Annotated in this window: 11 protein-coding genes and 1 riboswitch; of the genes, 2 read left to right on the forward strand and 9 right to left on the reverse strand. The window is 72.0% G+C overall.

Annotated features, from left to right (window positions below):
* The first annotated feature begins 94 nt into the window (after nt 1–94).
* Both JAN01S_RS01690 and JAN01S_RS01695 read left to right on the forward strand, forming a co-directional pair.
* The gene (locus JAN01S_RS01690; protein ID WP_068312713.1) at nt 95–1,270 is read left to right on the forward strand and encodes an exonuclease SbcCD subunit D; all 1,176 of its coding nucleotides are present in this window, start codon (nt 95–97) and stop codon (nt 1,268–1,270) included.
* A complete protein-coding gene (locus tag JAN01S_RS01695; protein WP_068312716.1) occupies nt 1,267–4,413 on the forward strand; it encodes an AAA family ATPase in 3,147 nt (1,048 codons plus the stop codon). Before JAN01S_RS01690 ends, JAN01S_RS01695 begins: the two co-directional genes overlap by 4 nt.
* 125 nt (nt 4,414–4,538) lie before the next feature.
* Here JAN01S_RS01695 and gcvP read toward each other — a convergent pair whose 3' ends face one another.
* From gcvP to JAN01S_RS01740, 9 genes are all read right to left on the reverse strand, one after another.
* Nucleotides 4,539–7,442, reverse strand: coding sequence for an aminomethyl-transferring glycine dehydrogenase (gene gcvP / locus JAN01S_RS01700; RefSeq protein ID WP_068312719.1), 2,904 nt, complete (start codon nt 7,440–7,442; stop codon nt 4,539–4,541).
* 72 nt (nt 7,443–7,514) lie between these two features.
* A riboswitch (glycine riboswitch) is annotated at nt 7,515–7,610 on the reverse strand.
* Between the two features lie 42 nt (nt 7,611–7,652).
* Nucleotides 7,653–8,228 (reverse strand): MerR family transcriptional regulator, encoded by a 576-nt coding sequence (locus JAN01S_RS01705; RefSeq protein WP_157075554.1) that lies wholly within the window; start codon nt 8,226–8,228, stop codon nt 7,653–7,655.
* A 167-nt stretch (nt 8,229–8,395) separates the two neighbouring features.
* Nucleotides 8,396–8,884, reverse strand: a complete 489-nt coding sequence (locus JAN01S_RS01710) for a bifunctional nuclease family protein (protein WP_068312725.1) — start codon at nt 8,882–8,884, stop codon at nt 8,396–8,398.
* 20 nt (nt 8,885–8,904) lie between these two features.
* Nucleotides 8,905–9,609 (reverse strand): transcriptional regulator FtsR, encoded by a 705-nt coding sequence (gene ftsR, locus JAN01S_RS01715; RefSeq protein ID WP_068312728.1) that lies wholly within the window; start codon nt 9,607–9,609, stop codon nt 8,905–8,907.
* Nucleotides 9,610–9,611: 2 nt separating this feature from the next.
* Nucleotides 9,612–10,064: an FHA domain-containing protein gene (locus tag JAN01S_RS01720; protein ID WP_068312730.1), complete on the reverse strand. Its 453-nt coding sequence runs from the start codon at nt 10,062–10,064 to the stop codon at nt 9,612–9,614.
* An 82-nt stretch (nt 10,065–10,146) separates the two neighbouring features.
* Nucleotides 10,147–10,536 (reverse strand): glycine cleavage system protein GcvH, encoded by a 390-nt coding sequence (gene gcvH / locus JAN01S_RS01725; RefSeq protein WP_068312733.1) that lies wholly within the window; start codon nt 10,534–10,536, stop codon nt 10,147–10,149.
* A gap of 21 nt (nt 10,537–10,557) precedes the next feature.
* Nucleotides 10,558–11,487, reverse strand: coding sequence for a DUF881 domain-containing protein (locus JAN01S_RS01730; RefSeq protein ID WP_244884710.1), 930 nt, complete (start codon nt 11,485–11,487; stop codon nt 10,558–10,560).
* Between the two features lie 5 nt (nt 11,488–11,492).
* Entirely contained in the window at nt 11,493–11,825 is a 333-nt protein-coding gene (locus JAN01S_RS01735) for a small basic family protein (RefSeq protein WP_068312736.1), read from the reverse strand.
* Nucleotides 11,822–12,814, reverse strand: coding sequence for a DUF881 domain-containing protein (locus JAN01S_RS01740; protein ID WP_068312739.1), 993 nt, complete (start codon nt 12,812–12,814; stop codon nt 11,822–11,824). Before JAN01S_RS01740 ends, JAN01S_RS01735 begins: the two co-directional genes overlap by 4 nt.
* Nucleotides 12,815–12,867 lie beyond the last annotated feature (53 nt).

Here is a 12,867-nt window from a genome sequence, read left to right on the forward strand (position 1 = left end):
GGGTGGGGCGGCGCAGGGGGCCGCCCCACCCGACTGCGGGCGAAGGGGGTGTCGCGCCACGGCGTTGTCGGTGGGCCCTCATAGCGTGGGGACCATGAAGTTGATCCACACCTCCGACTGGCACCTGGGACGCTCGTTCCACGGTGTGGGGCTGCTGCCCGCCCAGGCGGAGTACGTGGACCACCTGGTCGACGTCGTGCGCTCGGAGACGGTCGACGCCGTCCTCGTCTCCGGCGACGTGTACGACCGTGCGCTGCCTCCTCCCGACGCAGTGCGCCTGCTCTCCGAGGCGGTCACCCGACTCATCGACGCGGGGGCGCAGGTGGTCCTCTCCAGTGGCAACCACGACTCGGCGATCCGACTCGGCTTCGCCTCCGACCTGCTCTCCCGCGCCGGGCTGCACATCCGTTCCGACGTCGCCTCCGTGGGGTCCCCGGTCCTCGTCGGCGACGCGGCGATCTACCCCCTTCCCTATCTCGAGCCGACCTCCGTCACCGTCACCGACGAGCTCGGGGTGTCGCGGCGCTCGCACGAGGCGGTGCTCGCCGCCGCGATGGCGCGGGTGCGTGCCGACGCCGCCACGCGCGGACCACGCACCGTCGCGATGGCCCACTGCTTCGCGAGCGGAGGGGCCGAGAGCGAGTCCGAGCGCGACATCACCTCCGGAGGCGTCGCGATGGTCCCGGTGAGCACCTTCGACGGAGTCGCGTACGCCGCCCTGGGCCACCTGCACCGGCCGCAGCAGGTCGGCGAGACGACGCGCTACAGCGGGTCGCCCGTGGCGATGTCCTTCGGTGAGGCCGGTCAGGCCAAGGGGTCGCTCCTGCTGACCCTGGACGGCGACGGCAGCGTCGCCGTCGAGACCGTCGCGGCGCCGGTGCACCGCGAGCTCGCCGTCCTGCGGGGTGACCTCGACGATCTGCTGTCCAGTCGCGAGCACGACGCTGCCGAGGCCTGCTGGGTCATGGCGACGCTCACCGACCCCGTCCGGCCGGTGGGCGCGCTGGACCGCCTGCGGCGTCGCTTCCCCCACCTGCTCAAGCTGGCCTTCGAGCCGAGCGGTCAGGTCGCCCCCGTGCGCAGCTATGCGGCCCGGGTGCGTCGTCGCGAGCCCATCGAGGTGTGCTGCGACTTCGTCGGTGACGTCCGGCAGGGCGCCGCAGCGGACGAGTCCGAGCGCGGTCTGCTCCAGTCCGCCCTGGAGGCGGGTCGCCGTGGGCAGGACGCCGCCGAGGAGCGAGGACGCACCCGACGCCGAGGCGCGGCATGAGGCTGCACCGGCTGACGGCCTCTGCCTTCGGCCCCTTCGCCGGGACGGTCGAGCTCGACCTCGAGCGGCTCGGCGCGGCCGGCCTGTTCCTCATCCACGGCCCGACCGGCTCGGGCAAGACGAGCCTGCTCGACGCGATCTGCTTCGCCCTCTACGCCAACGTGCCCGGCGACCGCGTCGCCGGTGCCCTGCGCAGCCAGCACGCGCCGGACGAGGTGCCCACACGTGTGGAGCTGGAGCTGACGATCGGGGGTCGTCGCCTGCGTGTGCGGCGGCACCCGGCACACGAGCGTCCCAAGCGGCGGGGCACGGGGACGACGACCGAGCCGGCTGGGGTGCAGCTCGAGGAGCGCTCCGGGAGCGGCTGGTCGACCCTGAGCACCCGCATCGACGAGACCGCCCAGGTGCTCGACGACCTCCTCGGCATGGGCATGGACCAGTTCCGTCGCGTGGTGTTGCTCCCGCAGGGTGACTTCGCCGCATTCCTGCGCGCCACCGACGAGGAGCGGCGTGAGGTGCTCGAGCGCCTCTTCGACATCACCGACTACACCGGGGTCGAGACCCATCTGGTCGAGCGACGCCAGCAGCTGGAGGGCACGGTCAAGGAGGGCCGGGCACGCCTCGGCGGGCACGTCGCGCACCTCGTGGAGCTGCTGAGCGGGATGCCGCTCGACCTGCCCGAGCCGGACCAGCCGTGGACCGAGCTGGCGCCGTCGGCACTCGGGCCGGCGCTCGACGAGGTCGCCACGGGGTACGAGACCCACCTGAGCGAGGTCATGGCGCGCGGTGATGAGGCCCGCCGTGCCGACCACGCGGCTGCGGCGGCCCTCGACGCGGCCCGGCAGGTTGCCGCCCTGCGCAGTCGGGGCGAGCGGGCCCGGGCCGATCTCGGGGCGCTCGAGGACGCGGCACCGCAGCACCGGACCCGTCGGCTCGCGCTCGAGCGAGCCCGCACCGCGGGCGTGGTGCTCCCTCTCGTCGAGGCCCGCGACCGCGCGCACGATCGACTGGCCGCTGCGACCCACGCGCACCTGCGTGCTGGAGAGGTCATGACCACGCCTCTCCCGGTCGAGCCGGCGACCTGGCTGGACCAGGTGCGTGGGCACGACGTGCTCCTCACCCGGGCGCAGCACGAGTCCGAGACGCTGCAGCGTCTGGGGCTCGAGGCTCCCGAGGTCGAGGCATCGGCAGAGCAGCAGGCCCGCCGGGTCGAGGAGGCCGCGCAGGCGCTCGCACGTGCGCGTGAGTCCCTGGCCGAGGCTGTCGAGCGGAGGGACGAGGCCGAGCGCAGTGCGGTCCGACTCGAGGAGCTGACGGACCGGGTGCACGTGCTCGCCGCGGTCATCACGGCACGCGAGGAGCTGCGCGCCACCGAGGTCGCCTTGCACGCATCGACCGACCACGCCCAGTCGCTGCGTCAGCGCGCACTGGACCTGCGCGAGCGGGTCCAGGACCTCGTCGAGGCGCGGCTGGACAACATGGCCGGCGAGCTCGCCGCCCAGCTCGAGGACGCACGCGCCTGCACCGTGTGCGGCGCGACCGAGCACCCCTCCCCCGCGCAGGCCGCGCGAGTCGTCACGCCCGACGAGATCGAGGCCGCCGAGCTGTCGGCCGCGGCGGCCGAGCGCGACCACGCGCGCGCGGCGGACGAGCGGGCTGCGCTCGTCGCCCGCGTCGAGGTGCAGCGCGAGGGCATCGACGCACTGGTCGGCCGTCACCATGCCGACGAGGGCACCGACCTCGGCGACCCGGCTGCCGAGGTGCGCCGGCACGACACCCTGTCGCAGGAGGTGCAGGCGCTGCGTCCGGTGGCGAACCGCGCCGAGGCCGCCCGCATCGACGTCACCCGGCACGAGGCCTCCGTCGAGACCGCGGTGGCCCGGGTGCGCTCGGCCGAGCGCACCGCAGCCGACCTCGTCGTCCGCAGCGAGCAGGTCCTCGAGCAGCTCGCGGCTGGCACGGAGCGTCTGTCGGCGCTGATGCAGGAGCACGCCCGGGAGTGCCCGTGCACGTCCCTGGCGCCAGACCCGCCATCCTTCGCCGACGTGGATCCCACTGGCGTCGACGGCCTCGAGCAGGCCCGCCTGTCCCTGACCGAGCAGCACCGCCACGGCATCCGGCTGGTCACGACGCTCGTGCACGCCACCGATGAGCGCGACCGTTGTGCGGCCGAGCTGGCCCAGGCCGACGAGCGTCTCGCGGAGGCGTTCCGCGAGCACGAGCTGGCGGGGGCCGATGAGGTCCGCGCCGCGGCACTGGATCGAAGGGGGCTGTCCAGGCTGCAGGAGCAGGTGGAGGGGCACGAGCAGCGTCTGGCGGCGGTCCGCTCGGTGCTGCAGGACCCGGCTGTCATCGATGCCCTCGATGCACCCGAGCCGGCGCTCACGGAGCTCGAGTCTGCGGCCCGGGCTGCTCGCGCAGCGGCCGATGAGGCCGGGCGCGTGGAGGCCACGGCCGAGGCGACGCGACGTCAGCTCGCGCGCACCACCGACCTCATCCGCAGCACGTGCGCCGACCTCGGCCCCCGGGTGGAGGAGGCCACGCTCGTGCGACGCATGGCCGACCTCGTCACCGGGACGAGCAGCGACAACGACAAGCGGATGCGGCTGTCGACCTATGTCCTGGCAGCGCGGCTGGAGCGCATCGTCGCCCTGGCCAATGAACGCCTCGCCTCCATGGCCGACGGGCGCTACGAGCTCGTCCATGACGACGCATCCGCGCGAGGGCAGCGACGCGGCGGCCTGGGCCTGCTCGTGCGCGACCTGTGGACCGGTCGGGAACGCCCGACCGGGTCGCTCTCCGGCGGCGAGTCCTTCACCACCTCGCTCGCCCTGGCACTCGGCCTCGCCGATGCCATCCGTGAGGAGTCGGGCGGTCAGGAGTTCGGCACCCTCTTCGTCGACGAGGGCTTCGGCAGTCTCGACGAGGACAGTCTCGAGCAGGTCCTCGACGTGCTCGATGGTCTGCGCGACGGTGGCCGCGCCGTGGGTCTGGTCAGTCACGTGGCGGAGATGCGCTCGCGCATCACGACCCAGGTGCGGGTCGACAAGAGCCAGCACGGGTCGACGATCACCGTGCTCGACGGGGCGGACGCAGCCGGGACCGGCGCGGACGGGTCCGGCGCAGTCGACTCCGTGGCCTGAGCCTGCCCCCTAATACGCGCATCTCCCCGGGGAGATGCGCGCCCTGACGCACGTGACCGCGCATCTCCCCGGGGAGATGCGCGGTCACGTGGCGGTCGGGCCGGTCCGACCCGGTCCGACCCGGGTCAGTCCTGCTCGGCGAGCTCCTCCGGTGACGGGCAGGAGCAGACGAGGTTGCGGTCACCGTAGGCGCCGTCGATGCGCGAGACCGGCGGCCAGTACTTGTCGGCAGCCTCGACCCCGACGGGGAAGACCGCCGAGGCGCGGTCGTAGGAGTGGGTCCACTCCCCTGCCAGGTCGGCCGCGGTGTGCGGCGCGTTGCGCAGCACCGAGGACTCGACGTCACCGCTGGCGGCCACGGCATCGATCTCCTCGCGGATGGCGATCATCGCGTCGCAGAACCGGTCGATCTCGCCCTTGTCCTCGGACTCGGTCGGCTCGACCATCAGGGTGCCCGCGACCGGGAAGCTCATCGTCGGTGCGTGGAAGCCGTAGTCGATGAGGCGCTTGGCGACGTCGTCGACGGTCACCCCCGTCTCCTTGGTGATCGTGCGCAGGTCGAGGATGCACTCGTGGGCGACGATGCCGCCCGGGCCGGAGTAGAGCACCGGGTAGTGCTCACCCAGTCGGTGCGCGACGTAGTTGGCGTTGAGCACCGCGACCTGGGTGGCCCGCGCCAGACCGGCCCCGCCCATGAGGCGCACGTACGCCCACGAGATCGGCAGGATGCCCGCTGAGCCGTACGGTGCGGCGCTGATCGGACCCACACCGGTGGCCGGTCCGGCGGCCGGGGCCAGCGGGTGGTTGGGCAGGTAGGGCGCCAGGTGCTCGCGCACGGCCACCGGTCCGACACCGGGGCCACCGCCGCCGTGCGGGATGCAGAAGGTCTTGTGCAGGTTGAGGTGGCTGACGTCCGCGCCGAACTTGCCCGGCTGCGCGAGACCGACGAGAGCGTTGAGGTTCGCACCGTCGACGTAGACCTGCCCGCCCGCGTCGTGGACGAGGGCGCACAGCTCGCTGATCGTGTCCTCGAAGACACCGTGCGTGCTCGGGTAGGTGACCATGATGGCCGCCAGGTCGTCCCGGTGCTTGTCGATCTTCGCCCGCAGGTCGTCCATGTCGATGTCGCCACCATCGGCGGTCTTGACGACGACGACCTTCATGCCGGCCATGACGGCCGAGGCCGCGTTGGTCCCGTGCGCGCTGGCGGGGATGAGGCAGATGTTGCGCTCGGCGTGGCCGGTGGCGGCGTGGTGGGCCCGGATGGCCAGGAGTCCGGCCAGCTCGCCCTGGGATCCGGCGTTGGGCTGCAACGAGACCGAGTGGTACCCGGTCACCTCGCTCAGCCAGTCACTGAGCTCACCCACGAGCTCGCGGATGCCGACCGTCTGGTCATCGGGAGCGAAGGGGTGCAGGCCGGCGAACTCGGGCCACGTGATGGCGACCATCTCGGTCGTGGCGTTGAGCTTCATCGTGCAGGAGCCGAGCGGGATCATGCCCCGGTCGAGCGCGAAGTCCCGGTCCGAGAGCCGACGCAGGTAGCGCAGCATCGCGGTCTCGCTGCGGTGCGCGTGGAAGACGGGGTGGGTCAGGTACTCGCTCGTGCGCACCAGGTGGTCCGGCCAGTTCGGCGTCACGCGGGGCGCGTGCGACGCGTCGACCTCGTGCGCGTCGGCCCCGCCACCGTCGGCGACCAGGGCCCCGGCGACGGCCGCCACCTCGCCCGGGTCGGTCGTCTCGTCGACGGAGATCAGGACGGTGGTCTCGTCGGCCTTCCAGATGTTGACGCCCACCTCGAGAGCGGCCGCGACGGCGGTGTCCGCACTCGGCACGGTGATGCGCAGCGTGTCGAACCACGGCCCGTCGGCCACGTCGACGCCCGCGGTCCGCAGCCGGTCCGCGAGGCCGACGGCCGTGCCATGGACGCGCTCGGCGATCGCCCGCAGCCCGTCGGGGCCGTGGTACACGGCGTACATCGACGCCATGACCGCGAGGAGGACCTGCGCGGTGCAGATGTTGCTCGTCGCCTTGTCGCGGCGGATGTGCTGCTCACGCGTCTGCAGCGCCAACCGGTAGGCCTGCCGGCCGGCCGCGTCGACCGAGACACCCACGAGGCGTCCGGGCAGGGTGCGCTCGAGACCGGCTCGCACGCACATGTATCCGGCGTGCGGTCCTCCGAAGGCCATCGGCACACCCAGCCGCTGGGTGGTTCCGACGGCCACGTCGGCGCCCCACTCCCCGGGGGGCGTGAGCAGGGTCAGGGCCAGCAGGTCGGCTGCGACAGTGACCAGGGCGCCGATCTCGTGCGCCGCCTCGGTCAGGGCCCGCCAGTCGCTGATGAGCCCGTCCGCACCGGGGTACTGGAGGAGGACACCGAAGACCTCGCGGCCGCCGGCCGCGGCACGCAGCTCGTCGGCCGACGCGACACCGGTCAGGTCCGCCACGACGACGTCGAGGCCGAGGGGCACCGCACGCGTGCTGATGACCGCCTGTGTCTGCGGGAAGGTGTTGGCGTCGACGACCATGACGGCGTCCTTCGGCGCCTTGCTCGAGCGGCGCATGACGGTCATCGCCTCGGCGGCGGCCGTGCCCTCGTCGAGGAGCGAGGACCCGGAGGTCTGCAGACCGGTCAGGTCGGCGACGACGGTCTGGAAGTTGAGGAGTGCCTCGAGCCGGCCCTGGCTGATCTCCGGCTGGTAGGGCGTGTAGGCGGTGTACCACGCGGGGTTCTCCAGCACGTTGCGCTGGATGACCGACGGGGTGACCGTGCCGTAGTAGCCCAGCCCGATCATCGAGGTGAGCACGGTGTTCTTCGCCGCGAGACCGCGCAGCTCCTCGACGACGGCCAGCTCGCTCGGCGAGGCCTCGATCGTCAGCGCCTGCGTCTGCCGGATCGCTCCCGGGACGGCCGCATCGCACAGGGCGTCGAGGCTCGGCCGGCCGATGGCGGCCAGCATCTGCTCGACGTCGTCCTGGCGGGGACCGACGTGACGACCGACGAATTCGGACAGGGGGGACGAGGCGCTCATGAGGCTCCCTTGGACGTGGGTGGACACGAAGTCAGCCTCCCCTTCTGTCGCGCCGGGACGCTCCAGAGGTGCCTGATCCGCGGGGTCCTGGCGCCTGAGAGGTTCCGGGGAGATTTGCCCCTTCGGCGCCCCGCGACCAGTGCGCGGGGACTCTCCCCCGCGGGGTGAGCAGCGGCCTCAGGTTATCAGCGGCAGACCGCCGATCGTGGCTCAGGCGAGCTTGGCGCGGCGGCGGGCGGACAGCTCGTCGCCCGGCAGCTCGGTGGGTGCAGCATCGTCGTCGGCCATGCGCTCGCTCGGGATCTCGAGCAGCGAGCCCTCGACCTCCCGCCAGACGCGGCCGACCGCGATACCGAAGACCCCCTGACCGCCCTGGACGAGGTCGATGACCTCATCCGCGGAGGTGCACTCGTAGACGCTGGCGCCGTCGCTCATCAGGGTGATCTGGGCCAGATCCTCGACCCCGCGCTCGCGCAGGTGGTTGATCGCCACGCGGATCTGCTGCAGCGAGACACCGGTGTCGAGCAGTCGCTTGACGACCTTGAGCACGAGGATGTCCCGGAAGCCGTAGAGGCGCTGGCTACCGGAACCGGCAGCTCCGCGGACGGAGGGCTCGACCAGACCGGTGCGAGCCCAGTAGTCGAGCTGCCGGTAGGTGATGCCGGCGGCGCTGCACGCTGCCGGACCCCGGTAGCCGATGTCGTCGGACAGCTCGGGCAGGTCGTCGTCGAAGAGCACACCCTGGGAGCGGACCGAAGTCCTGCCCTCGTCGTTGGTGGCGTCCACTGCGCCCTCCCGCCTCACCCGTCGGTCCCAACCTGATCGGATGGGAATGACACCGGTGTTGTACCGGTGTGTCTTCGACGCTACGGCGCCGCGCGCGGGTCGTCAATCATCCTCGCCGCGAAGGGGGCGCCCGTGTCGGATAACGATCGGGTCGCGACCCGCCGCGGTCAGCTCGCGGGCGGGTCCTCGCCGGGCGCCTCGAAGTCCTCGGGCGAGACCTCGTCGAGGAACTCCTTGAACTTCGCGACCTCGTCCTCCTCCTCGTCGGAGGACTCGATGCCGACCTCGTCGAGCACCTCGTCGGACGCCACGATCTCGGCGCCCGTGCGCAGGGCCAGCGCCACCGCGTCGGAGGTGCGCGAGGAGATCTCGGTCGCGTCGTCGAGCACGAGGGTGGCGTGGAAGACGCCCTCGAGCACGGCGTCGATGCGGACCGTCACCAGCTGGCGACCCACGGCGGCGATGACGTCGACCAGCAGGTCGTGGGTGAGCGGCCGCGGCGGGACGACGCCCTCCTGGGCGTAGGCGATGGCGGTCGCCTCTGCGGCGCCGATCCAGATGGGGACGTGCCGACCTCCGTCGCGCTCCCTCAGGAGCACGATCGGTTGGGAGGTGGGCATCTCCACCCGGACACCGAGCACGTCGAGCGACTTCACCCTCCTACCGTATCCCTCGGTCAGTCCGGGTCGCCCAGCCCTCGTCGCACGAGGGCCACGTGCAGGTCGAGGCAGTCCTCGAGGACCTGCCGTCGCACCGTCTGGTCGTCCACTCCGTCGGCGTCGGCACCGCTGCCCCGGAGGGCACGTCGGCCCAGGACGTGCTCGGCCAGTCCGACCTCGCGCTCCGCGGCGCTCTTGAACGGTCGCAGGTGCCGCACGTCGATACCGGCATCGACGAGTGCGCCACAGGCCCGGGTGACCTCCAGGTCCGCCTCGTCGAAGTGCGTGCGCTGCTTGGGCAGCAAGCCGTAGGAGACGAGCTCGCGGAAGGTGCCGGTGTCGATGTCGGCGGCGTGCTGCAGCTCGATGGCGGTCAACCGCAGCGGGCGGTGCCGTGGCGCGTCGAGCCGGCCGTCGGTCGTCGCACCGTCCGGCGTCGGGGGCGCGATCTCGCCGTCATCGCTGACGTCGAGTCCGCGGTCCATCGCATCGAGCCGTTCACGTATGACCTTCAGCGGCCAGAAGCGGTCCCGTTGGGCCGCCAGGACGAACCGCAGGCGCGCGACGTCGTCGGTGGAGTACTTGCGGTACCCCGACGGAGTGCGGGCCGGTGTCACCAGGCCCTCTGCCTCGAGGTAGCGGACCTTGCTGATCGAGACGTCCGGGAACTCGCCCTCGAGCTGCCGGATGAGGGCGCCGATGCCGAGGCGGTCGTCAGCCAAGGTCAGCCGGCAGAGGAGCTGGCGTAGTAGACGAGGCGGAACTTGCCGATCTGGACCTCGTCACCGGTGCGCAGGCTGCTCTGGTCGATGCGCTCCTTGTTGACGTAGGTCCCGTTGAGGGAGCCCACGTCGCGCACACCGAAGCCCTGGTCCTCACGGGAGAACACGGCGTGCTTGCGCGAGACCGTGACGTCGTCGAGGAAGATGTCGCTGTCCGGGCCGCGCCCGGTCGTCACCTCGGCGTCGTCGAGCAAGAAGCGGGCGCCGGTGTTGGGGCCGCGCAGCACGATCAGCAAGGCCGTGCCCGGGTGCAGGGCATCGACGGTCGCCTGCTCCTCGCGGCTGAGGTGGTAGTCGGAGTCCGGCAGGTCGGCAGGCTGGCTGCTCTCGATACCCGTGAACTGCTGCGTCGCCGGGTCCTGTCGTGCGGGCCGATTGGCGTCGTTGTCGCTCATCCAGCGCTCCCTCCTGTCGTCTCAACGTGATCAAGCCTACGTGACCGGCCCGACAGCGGGCCGGTCACGGTCGTGCGTGTGGTCAGCCGATCTCGGCTTGGTAGGCGGCCGCGTCCAGCAGCGCGGAGGTGTCGGCACCGTCCGCGAGCTGCAGCTCGTACATCCAGCCCTGCTCGTACGGGTCGGAGTTCACCAGCTCCGGCGTGGCGTCCAGCGCCTCGTTGACGGCGGTCACGGTGCCGCCGAGGGGCGCGTAGAGGTCCGAGACGGACTTGGTCGACTCGACCTCGCCGCACGAGTCGCCGGCCTCGATGACGTCACCGACGGCCGGGAGGCTGACGTACACGACGTCGCCGAGCGCCTCCTGGGCGTAGTGGGTGATGCCGACCCGGACGGTGCCGTCCCCGGTCTCACGAACCCACTCGTGGTCGCTGGAGTAGCGCAGGTCCTCGGGATAGCTGGCGTCGGTCATCTCTCTCCTCATCGAGCACGATCAGTTCGAGCCGTCGGACGGCTCCGGGACGGGGCGAGCGTAACGAGGCGATGAATCGCTGTGCAACGCCTCCACGTTGATGGAGGTGAACTCGGTGATCGTCACCTCCCCTCCCTTGCTGCGCACGGACTCCGACACGCCGCCCGGGATCTCCATCGCGGAGCTCATCGTCTGGGGGTCACCGATGACCAAGAACTCGTACGGGGCCTCCAGCCGGGTGCCGTCGACCTCGACCCCGCCGTCGGCGTCTCGGAACCACGTGCTCGCCACGACGCGCACGTCACCGATCTGCATCGCCTCTGCCCCGGCATCCCTCAGCTCCTGCACCGCGTCCAGGACCGCTGCGGCGTCGATCTGGCCGTCAGCGTCCTCGATCCGCATCCGGATGCCGGGGCCGGTGGCCCGCTCCGTGCCGGCGAGGATGCCCAGCGTGTCGGCGCGCTCCTGCGCCGCGGCGATGGCCTCGGGTGAGCTCGCGTCGCTGTCGACGAGGCCGTCGCGCGTGGCCTGCAGCTCGGTGATCTCGTCGTCGAGACGCGAACCGTTCTGAGTGACGTCGTCGAGGATGCGCACCAGCTCGTCCTGGCGCAGGTCCTCGAGGCCCTGCGCCTGCGTCTGGCGCACCTGGGTGGCGATGGCGAAGCCGAGCAGACCCGCGAGCAGCAGCGCGAAGGCATTGGCCCTGGTGGCCCGGGGGCGGGCCATGCGGTACATCCGGCGCCAGGCACTGCGCGCACCCTGCGCCGGCGTCGCCGTGCGCTCCGTCGCACCCGGGCCCACACCATCGGTCACGTCGTCGGGGACTGTGGCCCCCTTCGTCGTGTCAGGGCCCTCGGCCCCCTTCGTAGTCTCGGGGGTCTGCGCCGTGGCGCGCACGTCGGTCTCCTCGGTCACCCCCTCGGGCGGGGCTCCCTTCGTCTCGTCCGCCATGCCGGTCACGCCTTGAAGAGGTGACGGCGGATCGAGGCCACGTTGGAGAAGATCCGCACGCCGAGGACGACGACGACACCGGTGGACAGCTGGGAGCCCACCCCGAGCTGGTCGCCGAGGAAGACGATGAAGGCGGCGACCACGACATTGGACAAGAAGCTGACGACGAAGACCTTGTCGTCGAAGATGCCGTCCAGCGTCGCCCGGACGGCGCCGAAGACGGCATCGAGCGCGGCGATCACCGCGATCGGCAGGTATGGCTGCATCCACACCGGCACGTCCGGTTGCAGGACGAGACCGAGCACGATGCCGGCCACGAGGCCCAGGGCGGGGATCACGGGGTCTCCTTCTTCATCGGGGTCATCCGAGGGGCGGGCTCGCCGTCCGGGACGACCTCGGCCTCACGGGTGCTGACGTTGACCGCGCTCGGCAATTCGAGATCGTCCTGCGTGGTCAACGAGGTCTGGATGCCGTAGTTGTTGCGCAGGCCGTTGAGGTACGAACCGGCCGGGCTCTCGGCGAAGGCGGCCTGCATCTGCGTCGGGTCACCGACCGCCTCGATCGTGTAGGGCCGGGTGAGCGGTCGGAAGTTGACGAGGATCGCCTCGCCCGCGAAGCGGATCGCGGTGCGCGAGGTCAACCGCTGCCCGTTGATGGCGATCGCCTCGGCGCCGGCCGCCCACAGACCGTTGGTCACCAGCTGCATGTCGCGGGACTGGACCCGACCTTCGTCCTGCAGACCGGTGCGCGGGTCGCCGTCGGCAGTCGTGCCGGTGCCGGGCGCGTCGTCGAGCGTGATGCGCAGGCCGGGCCCGGACACGGCCGCGAGGCCGCTCGTCACCCGACGTGCCTCGAGCTCCTCACGCCGGGTGCCGACGAGATCCGGGTCGAGCTGGGCGGTCGCGGCATCGACCTCCTGCTGGAGGGAGCGCACCGTGGTGTCGCGCTCGTCGACGACGGCCTGTCGCTCCTCGATCTGCCGGATGAGGTCCGCGCGCGCCGCGGTGCGGGCGCCGTCACGGTCCCTCAGGGCGGCCGTGCTCACCCCGATCATCAGGCCGATGAGCAGCAGGGCCACGAGCAGCCGCACCCGCCGCGTCCCCGTGCTCGCGGGCAACCCCTGCGCCACCCTCGCGTCGGCGGCGGCCTGGTACCCGGGATCGAGCGGACGCTCGAGCATCGAGGTGAGCAGTGTCATCGACGCATCGCGCCGCCGGGCGGGCTGGGGCAGTCCGCGGGCGTCCGCGTAGTCCTCCTCGCCCTCACCCAGGTCCTCGGGAGGAGGGACGTCCCGGGAGGAGTCGCCCTCGGGCTGGTCGGGCCGCACGCGCCTCTCCTTCCGGTCCGGGACACGGTGGCCTCGTGGCCACGCGCACCAGC

This window comes from Janibacter anophelis NBRC 107843 (genome assembly GCF_001570945.1).
In the GTDB taxonomy this organism is placed as follows: domain Bacteria; phylum Actinomycetota; class Actinomycetes; order Actinomycetales; family Dermatophilaceae; genus Janibacter; species Janibacter anophelis.